The organism is Paenarthrobacter sp. NPDC090517 (assembly GCF_044769165.1).
In the GTDB taxonomy this organism is placed as follows: domain Bacteria; phylum Actinomycetota; class Actinomycetes; order Actinomycetales; family Micrococcaceae; genus Arthrobacter.
The window spans coordinates 1717850-1735784 of sequence record NZ_JBIVXN010000001.1; the positions used below are offsets into that span (position 1 = coordinate 1717850).

Annotated in this window: 19 protein-coding genes and 1 riboswitch; of the genes, 13 read left to right on the forward strand and 6 right to left on the reverse strand. The window is 63.4% G+C overall.

The window, feature by feature from the left end; genetic code table 11:
- Nucleotides 1–30: 30 nt before the first annotated feature.
- The 5 genes from ACIQTW_RS07950 to ACIQTW_RS07970 all read left to right on the forward strand — a co-directional run bounded on the left by ACIQTW_RS07950 (nt 31) and on the right by ACIQTW_RS07970 (nt 3448).
- The gene (locus ACIQTW_RS07950) at nt 31–678 is read left to right on the forward strand and encodes a HutD family protein (RefSeq protein ID WP_402935746.1); all 648 of its coding nucleotides are present in this window, start codon (nt 31–33) and stop codon (nt 676–678) included.
- A gap of 57 nt (nt 679–735) precedes the next feature.
- Nucleotides 736–801: riboswitch (guanidine-III (ykkC-III) riboswitch) on the forward strand.
- Nucleotides 802–810: 9 nt separating this feature from the next.
- Nucleotides 811–1125, forward strand: a complete 315-nt coding sequence (locus ACIQTW_RS07955) for a DMT family transporter (RefSeq protein WP_402935749.1) — start codon at nt 811–813, stop codon at nt 1123–1125.
- 2 nt (nt 1126–1127) lie between these two features.
- Nucleotides 1128–1556 (forward strand): DMT family transporter, encoded by a 429-nt coding sequence (locus ACIQTW_RS07960; protein ID WP_402935752.1) that lies wholly within the window; start codon nt 1128–1130, stop codon nt 1554–1556.
- Nucleotides 1557–1780: 224 nt separating this feature from the next.
- Nucleotides 1781–2788 (forward strand): aldo/keto reductase, encoded by a 1008-nt coding sequence (locus tag ACIQTW_RS07965; RefSeq protein ID WP_402935755.1) that lies wholly within the window; start codon nt 1781–1783, stop codon nt 2786–2788.
- A 9-nt stretch (nt 2789–2797) separates the two neighbouring features.
- Nucleotides 2798–3448, forward strand: a complete 651-nt coding sequence (locus tag ACIQTW_RS07970; protein ID WP_402935758.1) for an MBL fold metallo-hydrolase — start codon at nt 2798–2800, stop codon at nt 3446–3448.
- 142 nt (nt 3449–3590) lie between these two features.
- Here ACIQTW_RS07970 and ACIQTW_RS07975 read toward each other — a convergent pair whose 3' ends face one another.
- Both ACIQTW_RS07975 and ACIQTW_RS07980 read right to left on the reverse strand, forming a co-directional pair.
- Nucleotides 3591–5312 carry a DEAD/DEAH box helicase gene (locus ACIQTW_RS07975; protein ID WP_402935760.1) on the reverse strand — a complete coding sequence of 574 codons (1722 nt, stop codon included), beginning with the start codon at nt 5310–5312 and terminating at the stop codon, nt 3591–3593.
- Nucleotides 5313–5810: 498 nt separating this feature from the next.
- Nucleotides 5811–7256 (reverse strand): MFS transporter, encoded by a 1446-nt coding sequence (locus ACIQTW_RS07980; RefSeq protein ID WP_402935763.1) that lies wholly within the window; start codon nt 7254–7256, stop codon nt 5811–5813.
- On the opposite strand from ACIQTW_RS07980, the gene soxR reads away from it, so the two are divergent.
- Entirely contained in the window at nt 7255–7779 is a 525-nt protein-coding gene (gene soxR / locus ACIQTW_RS07985) for a redox-sensitive transcriptional activator SoxR (RefSeq protein ID WP_402935767.1), read from the forward strand. The genes ACIQTW_RS07980 and soxR overlap by 2 nt on opposite strands.
- A gap of 45 nt (nt 7780–7824) precedes the next feature.
- The gene (locus tag ACIQTW_RS07990; RefSeq protein ID WP_402935769.1) at nt 7825–8538 is read left to right on the forward strand and encodes an SAM-dependent methyltransferase; all 714 of its coding nucleotides are present in this window, start codon (nt 7825–7827) and stop codon (nt 8536–8538) included.
- 12 nt (nt 8539–8550) lie between these two features.
- Here ACIQTW_RS07990 and ACIQTW_RS07995 read toward each other — a convergent pair whose 3' ends face one another.
- Nucleotides 8551–9588 (reverse strand): Lrp/AsnC family transcriptional regulator, encoded by a 1038-nt coding sequence (locus tag ACIQTW_RS07995; protein ID WP_402935772.1) that lies wholly within the window; start codon nt 9586–9588, stop codon nt 8551–8553.
- A 141-nt stretch (nt 9589–9729) separates the two neighbouring features.
- Here ACIQTW_RS07995 and ACIQTW_RS08000 point away from each other — a divergent pair, with 141 nt between their 5' ends.
- Both ACIQTW_RS08000 and ACIQTW_RS08005 read left to right on the forward strand, forming a co-directional pair.
- Nucleotides 9730–10947, forward strand: coding sequence for a M20 family metallopeptidase (locus ACIQTW_RS08000; protein ID WP_402935774.1), 1218 nt, complete (start codon nt 9730–9732; stop codon nt 10945–10947).
- A gap of 30 nt (nt 10948–10977) precedes the next feature.
- Nucleotides 10978–12270 (forward strand): MFS transporter, encoded by a 1293-nt coding sequence (locus ACIQTW_RS08005; RefSeq protein ID WP_402935777.1) that lies wholly within the window; start codon nt 10978–10980, stop codon nt 12268–12270.
- A gap of 72 nt (nt 12271–12342) precedes the next feature.
- On the opposite strand, the gene ACIQTW_RS08010 is transcribed toward ACIQTW_RS08005, so the two are convergent.
- Nucleotides 12343–13620: a CynX/NimT family MFS transporter gene (locus ACIQTW_RS08010; protein ID WP_402935780.1), complete on the reverse strand. Its 1278-nt coding sequence runs from the start codon at nt 13618–13620 to the stop codon at nt 12343–12345.
- A 632-nt stretch (nt 13621–14252) separates the two neighbouring features.
- Here ACIQTW_RS08010 and trmB point away from each other — a divergent pair.
- The 3 genes from trmB to ACIQTW_RS08025 are packed head-to-tail and all read left to right on the forward strand — an operon-like array spanning nt 14253 to nt 16081.
- Nucleotides 14253–15158: a tRNA (guanosine(46)-N7)-methyltransferase TrmB gene (gene trmB, locus ACIQTW_RS08015; RefSeq protein ID WP_402935783.1), complete on the forward strand. Its 906-nt coding sequence runs from the start codon at nt 14253–14255 to the stop codon at nt 15156–15158.
- 21 nt (nt 15159–15179) lie between these two features.
- Entirely contained in the window at nt 15180–15572 is a 393-nt protein-coding gene (locus tag ACIQTW_RS08020) for a hypothetical protein (RefSeq protein WP_402935786.1), read from the forward strand.
- Nucleotides 15572–16081 (forward strand): type II toxin-antitoxin system RatA family toxin, encoded by a 510-nt coding sequence (locus ACIQTW_RS08025; RefSeq protein WP_402935789.1) that lies wholly within the window; start codon nt 15572–15574, stop codon nt 16079–16081. Before ACIQTW_RS08020 ends, ACIQTW_RS08025 begins: the two co-directional genes overlap by 1 nt.
- Nucleotides 16082–16084: 3 nt before the next feature.
- On the opposite strand, the gene ACIQTW_RS08030 is transcribed toward ACIQTW_RS08025, so the two are convergent.
- Both ACIQTW_RS08030 and ACIQTW_RS08035 read right to left on the reverse strand, forming a co-directional pair.
- Nucleotides 16085–16753: an anti-sigma factor family protein gene (locus tag ACIQTW_RS08030; RefSeq protein WP_402935791.1), complete on the reverse strand. Its 669-nt coding sequence runs from the start codon at nt 16751–16753 to the stop codon at nt 16085–16087.
- The gene (locus ACIQTW_RS08035) at nt 16750–17247 is read right to left on the reverse strand and encodes a sigma-70 family RNA polymerase sigma factor (protein WP_402935794.1); all 498 of its coding nucleotides are present in this window, start codon (nt 17245–17247) and stop codon (nt 16750–16752) included. Before ACIQTW_RS08035 ends, ACIQTW_RS08030 begins: the two co-directional genes overlap by 4 nt.
- Before the next feature lie 145 nt (nt 17248–17392).
- Here ACIQTW_RS08035 and ACIQTW_RS08040 point away from each other — a divergent pair, with 145 nt between their 5' ends.
- The gene (locus tag ACIQTW_RS08040; protein WP_402935797.1) at nt 17393–17929 is read left to right on the forward strand and encodes a hypothetical protein; all 537 of its coding nucleotides are present in this window, start codon (nt 17393–17395) and stop codon (nt 17927–17929) included.
- The last annotated feature ends 6 nt before the right edge of the window (nt 17930–17935 follow it).

A 17935-nucleotide genomic window follows, 5' to 3' on the forward strand; every position in this document is an offset into this window, starting at 1 on the left:
AGAAGCCGCGTCCACCACTAGGCTGGTCGGATGGAGATTATCCGCTTTGCCGACATCCGTCCCGAACCGTGGCGCAACGGGGGCGGTGTAACGCGCGAACTCGCCAGCCACCCGAAGGCCGCCTCGGCGCAGGACAATGCCTGGGATTGGCGGGTCAGCATCGCAGACGTTTCCAAAGCGGGCGATTTCTCAACGTTCCCGGGGATGGAACGCGTCATCACCATCATCGACGGCGAACTGCTCCTCCTTACAGTGGACGGCTCCGAGCACCCGTTGGAAAAGTACCGTCCGTTCCGTTTCTCGGGAGAGGCCGCGTCATCAGCCACTCTCCCAACCGGTGACATCCGGGACTTGAACGTCATCGCACGCGAAGGCGCTTTCAAGGGCTACACCTCCATAGTCGAGATCTCCAAGAAACGTCCTCACCCGGTTTTCGAGGGCCAGCTGGCCATCCTGCTCGAGGGTAAGGCCACAGTTGCGCCTGGCGCACCTGTGGAGGAAGAACCCGCCGTGGAGGAAAAGTCCGACGGCGGCGGCCCGGCACCCAGCGCCGGTGAACCGGTCGAATTGTCCCGCTACGACGCCGTGGTTGGTTCGGATATCCGCAGCCCGGAGATCTCAGGACGCGGCTTCGTGGCAGTGATCTCGATCGACCATGTGGAGCCGTCACACGCTTGATGTGGTGACGTTAACCACCAGAGGTGGCCACCCCGCGCGGGAGTTGCTAGCCTGAAATGAAGGTTCCCCTCTGGAACCTCCGGACGACGGTTCAGTACCCGGCACGCGACAAGACTGGCCAAAGGAAATGTCATGTCGTGGTTAATTCTCATTTTCTCCGGAGCACTCGAAGCCGTTTGGGCCGCAGCGCTCCACCGTTCCAAGGGTTTCCGCAAGCCCGTCCCCACCATTGTGTTCCTGGTGTCCGTCATCGCCAGCATGGGTGGGCTCGCCATCGCGATGCAATCCATCCCCACGGGTACTGCCTACGCAGTGTGGGTTGGCGTCGGCGTCGTACTGACAGCCACGTATGCAATGGTCACCAAAGTTGAACGCGCGACGACGGCCCGGCTGCTTTTGCTGGCCGGCATCGGCGCATGTGTAGTTGGCCTGAAGGTGGTGGCGTAGCCATGACTGAGAACACTGTGAATTCCGGGAACACTGCGAATACCAGGAAAACCGGCCGCTCCGGCAAGTCCGGCGAATCCGGCAACGGAATCTTCTGGGTCATCCTCTTGGCTTCAGCGCTGCTCGAAGCCGTCTGGGCCACAGCGTTGGGCCTCTCCAACGGCTTTACGCAACTCATGCCGACGGTGGTATTCGCCATCACTGCCGTCCTGAGCATGCTCGGGCTGGGCATCGCGGTGAAGCGGATTCCCCTTGGCACCGCCTACGCGGTGTGGGTGGGTATCGGCGCTGCTCTGACCGTTGGCTGGGCCATGATCACGGGTGTGGAATCCGCGAGCCCGCTGAAGCTGCTGTTCATCGCGGGAATCGTGGGCTGTGCTGCCGGTTTGAAGGCCCTGCCCGCTGACAAGGCCGCAGCCAAGGCCGAGTAGCACTGCTCCGTGGCGCTCCTGCCCGGTTCCCCAGAGAGGAAGCTCGCTCCATTTCGTTGGCTCGCTGCGCATCGTGCCGTTCGCGCGGCACGTCACGCAGGGAACCCCCGAATCGGGCAAGCCAACCGGGCACCTTTTGCCCAATTCTGGCGCCAGCAGGAATACCCATGTGAGCCAGTGAGTTCACGCCTTCAAGAGCACACAAACGCGCATTGGAGAAGTTCATGACTGCAGTTCAGCTCGGCGACGGCCTGAAGGTCAGCCCTCTCGGCTTCGGCGGAATGGCCCTCACCCCGGTTTACGGCGGAATCGATCCCGAGAAAGGCCTGCAGACACTCAGGCATGCAGTGGACGCGGGCATCACGTTCATCGACACCGCGGATGTTTACGGAGCGGGCAGCAACGAGGAACTCGTGGGCAGGCTCTTGAAGGAGCGGCGCGACGAGGTCCAAGTGGCCACGAAGTTCGGAATTGAGGGCAACCCCGCGGACGGGTACACGGGAGTCCGCGGGGATGCGCCCTACATCAGGCAAGCGGCGGAAGCGAGCCTCCGCCGCCTGGACACTGACGTGATTGACCTCTACTACATGCACCGCCGTGACCTCCGCGTTCCGATAGTGGAAACCGTGGAGGCCATGGCGGAGCTGGTCCGAGAGGGCAAGGTCCGGCACCTCGGCCTGTCTGAAGTGACAGCCGAGGAGCTCAGGCAGGCCAACGCCGTCCATCCCATTGCCGCGGTCCAGAGTGAATGGTCCATCTGGAGCAGGGATGTTGAGCTCAACGTTGTACCTGCAGCCAAGGAACTTGGCGTCGGGTTCGTGCCATATTCGCCGCTGGGCCGCGGGTTCCTTACGGGAACCGTCAGCGCGAGCGACCTTGGGGAAGATGACTTCCGCCATAAGGTCCCCCGTTTTGGTGACGAGGCACTTGATGCGAACCAGTCCGTAGTGGACGCGGTCCGCGAGGTAGCCAGCGGGCTGGATGCAACTCCGGCCCAAGTAGCCCTGGCTTGGCTGTTTACCCAAGGTCAGCGCCTCGGGATTTCGGTGGTCCCCATCCCCGGCACGCGCAAAACGCACCGGATCGACGAGAACCTTGGGGCGCTGTCCCTGCAACTGGGAACAGCGCAGCTTGAGAGGCTCGACCAAGCTGCGGCCGCCGTCGTGGGTTCACGCTCTGCCGACCCCAACTGGGTATCGCAGGGCCGCGAAGCCAACCCGGCAACTGCATAGACTGACACGATGGATTCGCTAATTCACTCTTTGCGTGACGTCACTATCCGCAGCATCTCCGTCAGCGAGATGAACAACAACGTGTACCTGTTGACCTCAAAGTCCACAGGTGCGCAGTTGCTGATCGACGCTGCAGATGATCTTCCGGCCATTCAGGAACTGCTCGAAGACAGCACCGCAGATACGGCCGCGACGCCGAAGCTCGCCCGGATTGCCACCACCCACCAGCACTGGGACCACGTCCGGGCACTGGCGGAACTGGTGGAAGTCACCGGTGCAAGCACGTCAGCAGGAGCGGACGACGCCGATGCGTTGCCGGTTCCGGTGGATGTCCGGCTGGGTCACGGCGACGTCGAACAGTTCGATGGCTTCCAGATCACGGCTATCCACTTGCGTGGTCACACCCCGGGCTCGATCGCTTTCGTGTACCAGGATCCGGACGGGCCCGCCCACATTTTCAGTGGAGACTCGTTGTTTCCGGGAGGCGTAGGCAACACACAGAACGATCCTTCACGTTTCACTTCTCTGTTGAACGACGTGTCGGAGCGACTGTTCGACGCTTATCCGGACGAAACCCTGGTGCACCCGGGTCATGGATTGCCCACCACCCTCGGCGCCGAGCGGCCTCACCTTGACGAGTGGCGCGCCCGAGGCTGGTGATTTGCGGGGCCTGCTCTGCACCCTAAACCTAGGGAATAGCGCGCAGAGCGGGCCTCACAACATGGAGCCCGTGCGTTGCGGGGCCTGCTCTGCACCCTAAACCTAGGGAATAGCGCGCAAAGCGGGCCTCACAACGGGGAGGTTAGCGGCCGCGACGCTCGTTCGATGCGGGAGCCGACGCACGACGGGGACCGCTGCGTGCCGGACGACCTGCACCGGACCCGCCACGACCGGAGTTGCCCGAGGCACCCGAACCGTAGGATCCGCCGGACGTAGCACCCGTTGCGGAAGACCAAACAGCCTTGTTTCCGCCGGTACGGGTACTCGTGGTGGATGCCGTGCGCGGAGCCGAAGCTGAACGCTGGCCGGTAGCCGGACGGCCGCTGCGACCATTTTGGCCCTGCGAGCCGGGAACGTCGTTGCGGTGAGTAGCGCCAGCCTTGCCGCGACCGCGAGGGCTGCGTGCGACGTCGTCGTTCATTGCTGCGCGACGATCGGCGCGGTTGGTGTCCGTGCGAACCGGCTCAGCCCCAACCTTGCCGCGTCCGTTGCGACCGCCACGACCACCAGCGGTGGGAGCAGCCTGCGTGGAACGGCGTGCGCGCTTGCGCTGGGCGTTGGCGCCGGTGGACGTGCCACCACCCTGCTGGGTTTTCGCAGCGAGGAGAGCCGCACGGGTGCGGGGATCAACCTTGTCCGCGATGTCGCCCACGAGCTTTGAAACCAAGGGGGAGCTTGCCGTGACGCGCTCAAAGTTCACGTCAACGCCGGCAGCCTTCATGAGCTTCTTGACGTCACTCTGCTGCTCGGGGAGCGTCAGGGTGACAACGGTGCCATCGGAACCGGCGCGCGCCGTACGGCCGGAGCGGTGCAGGTACGCCTTGTGCTCTGTGGGCGGATCCACGTGGATGACGAGTTCGACGTCGTCAACGTGTACGCCGCGGGCTGCGACGTCGGTGGCCACCAGGACGCGAACGTCACCGTTGGAGAATTCGGCGAGGTTACGGTCGCGGGCGTTCTGCGACAAGTTGCCGTGAAGGTCGACGGCGGGGATGCCGGCGTCGGTGAGGGTCTTGGCAAGCTTGCGGGCGTGGTGCTTGGTCCGCATGAAGAGGACACGGCGGCCGGCGCCGGAGGCCAGTTCAACGATGAGCTGCTTCTTGACGGTCTGGTCGTTGACCACCAGGACGTGATGTTCCATGGTGGTCACAGCGGCCTGGGGATCGTCCACAGAGTGCGTCAGCGGGTTGGACAGGTAACGGTTGACCAGCTTGTCAACACCGTTGTCCAGCGTCGCGGAGAAGAGCAGGCGCTGACCCTGGGTGGGGGTCATGTCCATGAGCTTCTTGACCACCGGGAGGAAGCCCAGGTCAGCCATGTGGTCGGCCTCGTCCAGCACGGTGACCTCAACGGCTTCGAGGGTCAGGATGCGCTGGCGGATCAGGTCTTCGAGGCGGCCCGGGCAGGCGATGACGATGTCGACGCCGGCGCGCAGCGCCTTTTCCTGGCGTGCCTGGGAGATGCCGCCGTAGATGACCGTGGTGTTCAGGCCCATGGCCTTGGCCAGCGGCTCGATGGTGGCGTTGATCTGGGTTGCCAGTTCACGCGTCGGGGCAAGGACGAGGCCCATGGGGCGGCCCGGCTTGCGGAAATGCTTTGCTTCACGCTCGGCCAAGCGGGCCACGAGCGGGATGGCGAAAGCGATGGTCTTGCCGGAACCGGTGCGGCCACGGCCCAGGACGTCGCGGCCTGCGAGCGTATCCGGGAGGGTCTTCACCTGGATGGGGAATGCCTCTTCGATGCCATCTGCGGCGAGGGATTCAGCAATGGGCTTGGGCGTGCCAAGGGCAGCAAAAGTAGTCATAAACTTCATGTCTTTCGGGCGGTGTCCAGTTGCGGACATCGGCCCCCGACGCCGGTTGGGCCAGGGGTTCGCCGAGGAAAAGTCAGGTGGTCTACCGGTTCGCTTCAACAGCTGTGGCCGGGACCAAATAGAACGCGTTCATCGACGCAGGATGTGCCTCTCACATGAAAAATGCCCCGTCGCGCAGCCTGTCAGGCCACCTGCTTCAGGGCGTCACCGCACATCAAGTGTTCCTAGCTTAGCAGTGTTTCTCCTGCGAGCCCGCATCGGGGCTGGTCAGGCACCCGTTGTGAGGCCCGATCTGCACGCTTCCGGGCGGCAATACCCTGCAGAGCAGGCCTCACAACTCGCCGACCCTGCGTTGCGAGGCCCGATCTGCACGCTTCCGGGCGGCAATACCCTGCAGAGCAGGCCCCACAACTCGCCGACCCTGCGTTGCGAGGCCCGATCTGCACCCTTCCGGGCGGCAAGACCCTGCAGAGCAGGCCCCACAACGGGTCAGGAGTGGCGCGTGAGTTCGGGTTGGGCGTCCGGGGCACCCGTTCCGGCGTCCAGGGCACCCACCTCCCCTACGCCCGTCTCATCCACACCCCTCCGAGCCGAGCGGGCGGCAACTCTCGGCGCAATGACTACCCCGACGACGGCGATGATCACCGTCAGCGCGAAGACCCCCGCAAACGAGTTCGCCGTCGTGAATGCAGCGAACACAAGTCCCGTAGCTGCGAGGGACAATGCGCCGCCGAGGGAGTCGGAAATGGACATGGCCGCGCTGTTGAAGCCTTGGTTTTCCTCGGTGGAGAGCGCCAGTGTCATCACGGACAGCCTCGGGTACATGAGACCCATGCCGCCACCAGCCAGGATCCAACCAGCAATGGCAACTGCCGCGGGCAGGCTAAGCGCTGCGGTCACCAGCGTTGAGATCACGGCTATCAGCACCAAAAGAGCTCCGATCTTCACGGCGAGATCGTCGGCCAACCGGGCACCGAGCCGCCCCTGGATCGCCGACGCCCCGGCCCACGCCAGTGCGGCTCCGGTCAGTGTCAGCCCGGCGAACGTCGGCGTGAACGCGTAGAGCTCGGTCAGCAGGTACGGCAGGTACACCTCGGCCCCGAAGAACGCCGCCGACGCCAGCCCCCGGACCAGAATCACACTGGGCAGGCCCCGCCGGGCAGTGAGGGTTCCCCGCGGAACCAGCGGCCTCACCGCGATAAGGGCAATGACAAGCGCGACGACGGCAATCACCCCACCGAAGCCGGGCACCTCAGCAGACAGGTTCAGACCCAGGACGGCGAAGGCCGCGAGCGCCGCCCACCCCATCCGACCGAAGGCCCATGGAACGGGCTCGGCAGCAGGTTCGGAATTCATTCCCCGCACGGCCGGCACCACCATCAACAAGGCTGGAACTACCAGGCCCACAACACCGAGAAACACCCAATGCCAACTGCTCAGCTGGGCCACCACGCCGGCCGCGAATGGACCCACGAGGGAAGGAACCACCCAGGACGCGGCGAAGGCGGCGAAGATCTTCGGGTGCAAAACCGGCGGGTACACGCGGGCCACCAATACATAGAGGGCCACGGTCATCGCGCCGCCACCAAGTCCTTGCACCAGTCGCCCCAGCACCAGCATCTCCATGGTCCCGGCGGTACCGGCGATCAGGAGTCCAGCCACGAACAAGGCCACAGAGGAGTACAACGGCGCCGCCGGACCACGACGATCCGACCAGTTCCCTGCCGCCACCATGCCCATCACGCCGGTAGCCAGCGGTCCAGCGAAGGCCAGCGCGTAAAGGCTGGCACCGTCCAGGTCGCGGCTGACGAGCGGCATGATGGTGGTCACTGCGAGGGACTCGAACGCGCTCAGGAACACGAGCGCGCAGGCCCCAACGGTGGCAAGCAGGTATGGACGGCGCAGTATCCCGGCCGTTGAGGTGTCAGAGGTCATGGACGTCAGCCTAGAACCTCAACTAATGTTGAGGTCAATCCACCACCCCGGTCACGGAAAGAACGCCATGCCGCCAGTCGAAACGCACCGGCCACTCACCATTGGTGAGTTGTCCGAACGGAGTGGAGTGTCGGCGTCGGCCCTTCATTTCTACGAACGCAACGGGCTCATCGAGGCGGAGCGAACAGCCGGCAACCAGCGGCGTTACCGGCGGGACACACTGCGGCGGGTTGCGTTTATCAAGACCTCGCAACGTGTGGGCCTGCCCCTGAAGGACATCCGTGAGGCGCTGGATTCCCTTCCCGATGGCCGCACGCCCACCAAGCGCGACTGGTCCAGGTTGTCGTTGCGATGGCGCAAGGAACTGGACGAGCGGATAGCCGCTTTGCAGCATCTGCGAAACGACCTGGACGGGTGCATTGGCTGCGGTTGCCTCAGCCTGAAATCCTGTACGTTGCAGAACCCGTCGGACGAACTCGGGGCCTCCGGTGCCGGCGCCCAGCGCTGGACTTTGCCGGAATAGCAACAGGCATTGCCTTTCACCGCAGCGTCGCGGCACGCTTGGGTCATGACTGAACACACCCACGACGCCGGTACCCACCAACAAGGGCACCACACCCATGAAGGCGCTCAGCAGAGCGGCTTGAACCTCCACGAGGACGCAGACAACGCCGTGGACATGTGGGACGGCATGTACCGCGAGCGCCCCAAAGTGTGGAGCGGAAACCCAAATCCACAGCTGGTTGCAGAAGCCAAGGACTTGAAGCCCGGAAGAGCCCTCGACCTCGGCTGCGGGGAAGGCGCGGACGCTATCTGGCTCGCCACACACGGCTGGACTGTCACGGCAATGGATGTGTCCGCCGTCGCGCTTGAACGGGCGGCCGCGCATGCCGCCGAAAACGACGTCAGCGAGCGGATCACGTGGCAGCAACAGGACCTCACGGAGTGGGAGCCTGAGCCCGTCTTCGATCTGGTGTCCGCCCAGTTCCTGCACTCTCCTCTCCTGCCGTGGCGGGATTCAGTGGCATCAGCTGCCGCTGCCGTGGCACCGGGTGGCACGTTGCTGGTTGTGGGGCATCACCCGCACGGACTCCCATCGTGGAGCCACCATCATGAGTCCGGAATGTTCTTTACGCCGGAGCAATTGGCGGGCGCCCTACGTCTGGATCGCGAGCCGTGGTTCGTCAACGTCCTGACAGACCGGGCCCGCACTGTAACGGGACCCAACGGCGAGTCAGGCACCACCCTGGACACGGTCTTGAGGGCCACCAAACACGCCTAGGTACCTGCACGCCTATATACCCGCGGGCAGCAACTCTCCGTAGGGCGGGACCACTGTTCCTGTGGCGGTGGAGTCCGGATTGAGCATCCATCCCACGCGTTTGGCCGTGTTCAGCATGACTACGCTTTCCACGAGTTGGACGCCCGGGATCCGCTGCTGGATGGTGAGTTCCATTTCCATGACGTCAGCCAGCGAGCGCAACCACATGATCATGGTGAAGTTGGTGCGGCCTGTGGTGGACGCAGAGAAGCGGATGTTCCTGATGGCCCTGAGTTCCGTGGCTGCGGCTTCGTGCTCACCTGCGGGAACGTTCGCGAACCATTGGACCGTGATGGGGAAGCCGGAGAATTGCTGGGCAATTTCGCAGCGGAAGGACAACATCCGGCTGCTCAGGACCCTGCCCAGTTGCCGCTGGACCGTGGCGGGGTTTCGGCCCAAGGCGCGGGCAATTTCGGCGGCCGTGGCACGGCCGTCGCGGGCGAGGAACGGGATGATCGCCAGATGGCTCTCGGGGAGCGGTATCACCGTGGCGTCGTGGGCTGACGGGTTCGCTGATTCAGGTCCGGCCAGCGCGCGGAGTGCTTGTTGCTCTGCCTTGGTGAGGACGTTGAGCCGCCACGCATATCCGCTGGTGTGAATCCGGGTGCAGAGGGCCGTGTGGTACTTGGTGAGTCCCCTGATCTCTTTGAGTTTCGGCAATACCTCGGTGCTGAACTGTCCCAGGTCCTGCGTGATCACAGTGAGCGTGAGGTCGCGGTTACTGGCAGCCTCTTCCACCGTGATGACCTCGGGAAGCTCGGCGACCGCCGCGGTGACGTCCGGCCTGAGGTGCATTTCGCAGTCGATGTCCACCATGGCCAGGCACATATCCTTGGGGTCGCCCATGAGATGCGCGGTGGTCCATGCTGCGCCGGCTCCCCTAAGTCGTTCCCACCGGGATGCCAGCGTGGTGGCGTGGACGCCCAGGACTTCTCCGGCGTCGGACCAGCTGATCCGCGGCGAGATCTGTAGGGCGTTGACCAGACGCAGGTCTTCCTCGCTGAGCTCCATGAGTCAATTCTTGCAGAAGGATGCATGATTCCTGCTTGAGTGCACTAGTTGGTGCATATTTACAGATGTTTAGCGGGATGTGAATCACATCACCACAGAATGGCATAAGGAACGCATCACCTAGACAGACCAGGAGAGCAGATGACCATCGCCGCCGACGCCAAGGAACTGCAGGAGGACATCGTCCGCCTCCGCCACGACCTCCATCGCGAACCGGAGATCGGCCTGCAGCTCCCCCGCACGCAGGAGAAGGTACTCCAGGCGCTGGATGGGCTGCCTTACGAGATCAGCCTTGGCAAGGAAACGACGTCGGTCACCGCAGTTTTGCGTGGCGGTGCACCCCACGCTTCGGCTGAGAAGCCCGTGGTGTTGCTGCGTGCCGACATGGATGGACTTCCTGTACAGGAGACCACCGGCGTGGACTACACCTCGCGCGTGGATGGAGCCATGCACGCCTGTGGCCATGACCTGCACACCTCCATGCTGGCCGGCGCCGCCACCCTTCTGGCCGAGCGCCGGGACCAGTTGGCGGGCGACGTCATCCTCATGTTCCAGCCCGGCGAAGAGGGCTTCGACGGCGCGAGTTACATGATCAAGGAAGGCGTCCTGGACGCGGCCGGTCGTCGCGCAGACACTGCCTACGGAATGCACGTGTTCTCTTCCCTTGAACCGCATGGCCAGTTCGTCACCAAGCCGGGGGTCATGCTCAGTTCCTCCGACGGACTTGTTGTCACTGTGCTGGGCGCGGGCGGCCACGGCTCCGCTCCCTATTCCGCCAAAGATCCCGTCACGGCAGCTGCCGAGATGGTCACGGCACTTCAGGTGATGGTCACGCGTCAGTTCAACATGTTCGATCCCGTGGTCCTCACCGTCGGCGTCCTGCACGCAGGAACCAAGCGGAACGTCATCCCCGAGACCGCCCGGATCGAAGCCACCATCAGGACCTTCTCCGAGGAGTCCCGTCGGAAGATGATGGAAGCAGTACCCAGGCTGTTACATGGCATCGCCGCAGCCCACGGTTTGGAGGCGGATGTGCACTACCAAGAGGAATACCCCCTCACCATCAATGATGAGGATGAAACCACCACCGCGGAGAAGGTCATCGCCGGAATGTTCGGTGAGTCCCGGCACACCCGGATGGCCACTCCCCTGAGCGGGTCCGAGGACTTCTCACGGGTCCTCGCTGAAGTCCCAGGCACCTTCGTGGGACTCAGCGCTGTTGCCCCCGGCGCCGACCACACGACGTCGCCGTTCAACCACTCCCCCTACGCAATGTTCGACGACGGCGTCCTCACCGACGGTGCCGCGCTGTACGCCGAACTCGCCGTGTCCCGTATCGCCGCCCTCGCCGGCAACTAACTCCCGGCCTGCCTGATCTTGGAGAAGCACATGACCACCACCGTAGGAACGTCCCCCGACGTCAAGGTCCACAAGTCGCACATGCGCACGCTGGTCGGCACCGGCATCGGCAACGCCGTTGAATGGTACGACTGGGCCATCTACGCAACGTTCTCGCCGTTTATCGCGAGCGCTTTGTTCAGCAGCGCCGACCCCACGTCGGCCATGCTGTCCACTTTGGCGATCTTCGCCGTCGGATTCGTTGCCCGCCCATTCGGCGGTTTCGTGTTCGGCTGGATCGGCGACCGGATCGGACGCAAGACGTCCATGACGGTGGCGGTGGCCCTCGGCGCGGTGGGCAGCCTGCTCATCGGCATTGCCCCGACGTTTGAGTCTGTGGGCGTCTTCGCATCGGTGATGCTGCTGATCGCCCGACTCATCCAAGGCCTTGCCCACGGTGGTGAGTTGCCGTCGTCGCAAACGTACTTGTCCGAGATGGCACCCAAGGAACATCGCGGCTTCTGGGCGACCCTCATCTATACCTCCGGCACGGCCGGCATCCTGGCCGGCACGCTGCTGGGCGCCATTCTCACTGCCACCCTCAGCAAGGGCGACATGAGCTCGTGGGGGTGGCGCATCCCGTTCCTCATCGGCGGCGCATTGGGTATCTACGCACTGTTCATGCGGGCAAAGATGAAGGAAACCGAAGCTTTCGAGGCCGAGGCGCCCAATGAGAAGCGCCTGCCCATCTGGCCGCAGATCGTGAAGTACCGCAAGCAGGCTCTGCAGGTTATCGGCCTCACCGTTGGCCTGACGGTGGTGTACTACATCTGGGGTGTTGTGGCTCCGAGCTACGCCGCGACCACGCTGAAGATGGACCGCGGTGAAGCGCTCTGGGCAGGCGTGGTGGCCAACGTGGTGTTCATCGCCGCCCTGCCGTTCTGGGGCAAATTGTCCGACCGCATCGGCCGCAAGCCGGTGATCATCAGTTCGGCCGCGGGCGCCGCGCTCCTGCACTTCCCCATGACATGGCTACTCAAGGACTCACCGTGGCAGCTCGCCGTGTCCATGTCCGTGATGCTGTTCTTCATCGCGGGTAGCGCCGCAATCGTTCCTGCCGTCTACGCCGAACTGTTCCCGACCCATATCCGCACCATCGGCGTGGGCGTTCCGTACTCCATCTGCGTCGCTGCGTTTGGTGGCACGGCTCCGTACCTGCAGACCTGGCTCGGCACCATCGGGATGGCTCAGCTGTTCAACGTGTACGCAGTGATCCTGCTGCTGGTGGGCATCGCGTTCGCCTTCTCCATCCCGGAGACGAAGGGCAAGGACCTCACCGTCTAGGTTCTCCCAAGTAGGTCGCAGATCAGGTCGTTCCCAGGACTGAGAACGACCTGATCTGCGACCTACTTGGGTTTAAACGAAGCGATCCCGGCCGGCCCTGTATCCGAAGAATGCTGCCAGTGAACCGACCACCAGGAACAGGACTCCAGCAGCTGCGAAACCGCCAGTAGCCTGATGGAGTTGACCTACCATCAGTGTGCCGAGCGAGCCCACGCCGTAGCCCACGCCCTGCATCATCCCGGACAGGTGTGCCGCCGTGTGGGCGTCGCGGGTACGGACCATGATCATGGTGAGGGCGACGGCAGTCAACGAACCCTGGCCCAGCCCGTTGAGCCCGGTCCAGACCCAGATCAGCTCGGTGGGGCCAAAGATGGTGAGGGCAAAACCGCCCCCGGTCATCAGCGCCACCACCATGTTGATGATTCGCTGGTCCTTGAAGCGCGTGGCCAGGGCAGGGGCAAACAGCGAGCCGAGCATCTGAAGCACGATGGACACGGACACGATCAGCCCAGCCGTTCCGCCATCGATCCCCCGGTCGCGCAGGATAGGTGCCATCCACGCGAAAACGCTGAATGACATCATTGCCTGCAGCACCATGAACAGCGTCACCTGCCAGGCCACGGTTGAACGCCACACGTTGACGCCGCCATGGACTGCTTGATGCCTCACCGATGGCTGCCGGACTGCCAGCGGCAGGAAGAGCAAAAGTACGACGGCGGCGGGCACCGCCCAGAACCACAGCGCCGACGTCCAGTGGCCGGTTGCCGTATAGACCGGATACGTGAAGCCCGCGCCAAGTGCCGCCGAAGCGCAAATAGCTGTGGTGTATAGCCCGCCCATCAGGCCAAGGCGGTGTGGGAAATCCCGCTTAACGACGCCCGGAAGAAGGACGTTGCACAGTGCGATGGCAGCACCGCAGGCCGCAGTTCCGGCCAAAAGAGCGGGCAGGTGGCCAATTCCCGGCATCTCCACGGGCCGCAGGAGCAAGCCGGCAGTGAGGACAGCCATGGCGCCGAGGAGCACCCGTTCTGCGCCGAACCTGCGGGCGAGGACTGGAGCAAGGGGTGCGAAGACGCCCAGCAAGGTAACCGGCACGGTGGTGAGGACCACCAGCGACCAGCCCGGCAGGCCGGCGTCGGACGTAATTTCCGGAAGCACGGCGGAGAAACTGGAGAAGACCGTCCGCAGATTCAGGCCGATCAGCACCAGGCAGACGCCTAGGTAGACGAGGCCCCGTTTGCCCCGGAGATGCGTGGGGTCCGCAGCTGGTTCATCGTCAATCTCTGCGTCTACTGCTATATCGGGGTGGACAGATTTCTCTCGGTAGCCGGGCGTCTTGGAGGAGGTCACCGTCCTATTCTGTCAGCCGGTCCTGATCGGGGCTTGTTGGGCAGGATGTGACCCTTCGACGACCTCCGGTGCAGTTATCCACATAGGGTTGATCGCCCCTGCCTGTGTAGCTTGGCGTTCCATAGCGTTGAGGGCATGGATAAAGAGCCTGAATCTTTACCTCACCCCGCAACTTCCGAACGCCCCGGTACGCCATCTCACAAGACGGCCACAGCGTATTCGCGCCCACCGGGACTGAGGGTGAGCATCTGGAGCTTGACGCTGGCCATGGGGGTGCCCATTGTCTTCATGATGGTCTTCCCTGTGGGGATGTTATTTATGTTCGGCGCTGAGTCACCCTCCTACGCGGTTGCTGCGCAGACCATTCTCCTGGTCCCCACCGGAGCTTGTTGGCTCGCGGCGGTGGTTTGTGGCCTGACCTGTCTCAGGCTGGCCAAACACCGCGACGCAGATGGGCAGCGGACCATTGCTTGGATGTTCGGATTATTCGGGCTTTGTATTGCAGGACTCGAGGGGTTGGTGTTGCTCTTAATGTTGCTGCGCAGCTGAACCCCTGCCCACCCTTGAACGTTCCGGCCCAGGTACCCCAACCGGGCCAAACTACCCCGCCGAACCAAAGTATTCTGGAAAGGATGAGTGAAACCCCAGATTCCCCGCGACCAGTCACGCCCGGCAGCCAGGCATCCTTCGGTACCTACGGTGGCCGGCCCGTCAGTTTCGTGCGCCGTGGCACCCGACTGCAGGGACGCAGGCAAGCCGCCTGGGAAGAGCACGCAGAACGCTGGGCCATTCAGGTGCCGCGCCATGTTGCCAACACCTCGGTGCACCCGGACTACACCTTCGACGCCGAGGCTGTCTTTGGGCGTAAGGCACCCCTGATTGTGGAGATCGGTTCAGGCCTGGGTGACGCCGTAGTCCACGCCGCGGAACAGAACCCGGACAAGGACTTCCTCGCGGTGGAGGTCTACACACCAGGTTTGGCCAACACCATCATCAAGATCAACAGCCGTGGACTGACCAACGTGCGGGTGGTGGAAGCCAACGCCCCAGAGGTCCTAGAATCCATGCTCCCGGAAGGCTCCGTTAGCGAGCTCTGGGTGTTCTTCCCGGATCCCTGGCACAAGGCCCGGCACCACAAGCGACGCCTCATCCAGCCTGCCTTTGCCTCAGTTGCCGCCAAGGCACTCGAAAAGGGTGGCTACTGGCGCATCGCCACCGACTGGTCCAACTATGCCGTGCACGTCCGCGAAGTACTGGCAGGGTCCACAGAGTTCGAGAACATGCACGAAGGCGAGCGCAGCGGCGAGGAGAGCCCACTGACGCAGGTGTGGCAGTCCGGCGTCGAGTCTGTTGTGGGCGGTGCGCCCGTCCGGGAAGGTCGAGCACCGGTCAGCACTGAGCACACCGGTCCGAATGAGGGCGTAGATGAAGAGGGCGGCTGGGCTCCCCGGTTCGATGGCCGAATCCGGACGAGCTTCGAGAACAAAGCCCATGAGGCCGGGCGCATGATCTTTGACCTCACGTACCGCAAGCTTTAGCCAACGGACTTTGGGGGAACCATGAGCTATCAGCCGCCGATCGACTACTACCAGCAACCACAACGGTCCGGTACGCGAGGCCTGGGCGCCGGCATCACGAGCATCGTCGCCGCTGTCCTCTCCCCCATCGCGGCCGTAGTGAGCATTCCCTTGGGCATTGCAGCTATCGCCTCGTCGATTAGCCAGTACAACCAGGGCAACGACGCTTGGTGGTTCGGTGCACTGATCCTGGCTGGAGTCGCGGTCCTTCTGGCTATCGTGGCTGTGGTCAGTGGGTTGCTCGCCGTATTCCGGGCGGGTCGCATGAACGCGGGGCGCATCACGGGAATCGTCGGGTTGGCGATCATGGCGGTCAACGTCTTTGGTGTTGCCTTCATGGTTTTCCTGGTACTCGGCGCAGGGCAAGGGTCCTAATGCCCCAGGTACGTGCCGAGCGGCTGATCCGGTTGGATCCTGAGACCGCTTTTGCCCTTTCCCAGACCACAGGTGATTTCAGACTCAAATGGGACCCCTTTATCTCCGCCCAAGCCTTTCTGGATGGCGCAAAAGCTGCGGGCAAGGGCGTCAGGACTCGAACGGTCTCCCGGATGGGGCTGAAAATGGTCAGCGAGTACGTCTCCTACACACCTCCGCGAAACGTGGGGATGACCATGGTGTCCGGGCCTTGGTTCTTTGAGAATTTCGGCGGCGGCTGGCGGTTCACCCCGGACGACGGCGGCACCCGGGCAGTCTGGAAGTACACCTTTTCCTGCCGCCCGGCGCTGCTGAAGCCGTTGGCCGAGAGGATCGGAAGCTGGCTTCTGGGCCGGGAGATTGAGCGTCGCATTGAGGCGTTCGCCCGGGCTTGCGAAGACCAGGCCCTGATTGCGGAACTACGCGCCCGGGGCAAGGGGGTCAGCGGCACGGGGGTCACGGACCGCTAGGGTTTACGGCACCGAAATCGAGGCCACCGTTTTCTCTGCTTCATCACGAAGCTCAACACCGGCTATACCAGCCAACTGCACCGGAGTGGCACCGGTGATCTTGATCCGACCGCTCTGCGTGGCAGTCCATCCACAAGTGCGTTCTTCGGCACCATCCCGGCCCTTCACCCACAGGTAGAGTGTGCCTTCCAGCGGCATGGACCGTCCCTCCACAGCGAGTTCAGTGCCCCAATTCTTTTTCACCATGCCCACGGTCAGCTGTAATCCGGTTTCCGACTGAACCGAATAGCTTGCGTCCGGTTTCGGGGGCTGGTTCAGCAGGGGCCCGGCGAGGAAGCCAACCGCAAGGCAAGCAGCGGCAACCGCGCCCACCAAACCCGCCCACCGCCGTCGTAATTTCCGCCTGCGGACCGACAAGTCCACCAAAACCTTCTCCGATAGCGCTTCGGGTTCCAAAGGTGAGAGCCCGTGCGAACCACCAGCTACGGTGAGGGCGACGGCGTCAGCCGCGGGAACGGCGTCGAGTAACGCGGGCAGGCTCTCGAGTTCCTCCAGCTCGTGGCGGCATTCAGCGCATTTGGCGAGGTGATCCTCAAAGGTGCGTGCTTCGTCGGGCTCGAGCCCACCCAGCAGGTAGGCGCCCAGCAACTGGTGGACGGAGTTGCCGCTCATCGTTCCACCCCCATTTCATCAAGGATTGTTCGGAGGGCTTTCACAGCATAGAAAGCCCGGGATTTCACGGTGCCCGCCGGAATGTTCAACTGCAGCGCTGCCTCGGTGACAGTGAACCTCTGATAGTGGAGGGCAACCAAAACTTGGCGGTGTTCGTGACTGAGGCGGAGCAACGCTTCCTCCATGAGGACCCTGTTCAGGAGTTCATCAACGCGCTCCGTTGCAGGATGGTCCGGGAGCTCTTGCTCGCTGGCCTCGGCAGGGCGGCGCTGGGACTTCCTGTAGTTGTCGATGATGACGTTGCGGGCCGTACGGAAGAGGTAGCTGCGCAGGCTTCCCGTGATCTGCGGGGCGTGCTGCCATACCTTGAGGATGGTTTCCTGAACGACGTCGTCCGCTTGATGGGCGTCGGACGTGCAGCTGAGAACGAAGCGCTTCAGAGCCGTGCCATGTTCGCGGTAGATCGCGGCCACCACGTCTTCATCCAACGGCATAACCACCTCCCTCTTCCAGCTGCCCCATCGCCTATACGACGACGCGTGGACAGAAAAGGTTCAACCCCATGAACCATTCTTCCCCCACCGGCGTCGTAGGGGTTAGCGCCGGTCCTTTCCGGCCGGCTCGTCAAAGGAGCTAGACATGAGGAAACGACTCAGTTTTGGATTCGGTGTGTTGATCCTGACCGCTGCCTTGGCAGGGTGTGGCGGAAGTCCTGGAACCACCGCTACCTCCGCACCACCTCCGGCGGCTACTACCTCTGCAGCAGCTACCTCCGCATCCCCGACAGCGGATTCCACCACCACGGGCGCCGAAATGAAGGTTTCATCATCCAGCGCAGGTCAGATCGTGACGGACAGCAAGGGCATGAGTCTTTACTTCTTCACCAAGGACGTCAAGGACTCGGGAACCAGCGCCTGCGTGGACGCGTGCCTGGAAGCTTGGCCCGTCTTCACCACAACGTCGGATATGCCCACGGTTGAAGGCGTCACGGGAACTGTGGGAACCATTGCGACGCCTGACGGCAAGAAACAGGTAACACTCAACGGCATGCCCCTGTACTACTACGCCAAGGACAAGGCTCCCGGCGACGTGACTGGTCAGGGCGTGGGCGGCGTCTGGTACCTGGTCAGCCCGACGGGGGAGATGATCAAGGGCGCTGCGGGTTCGGGCTACTGAGGCGTG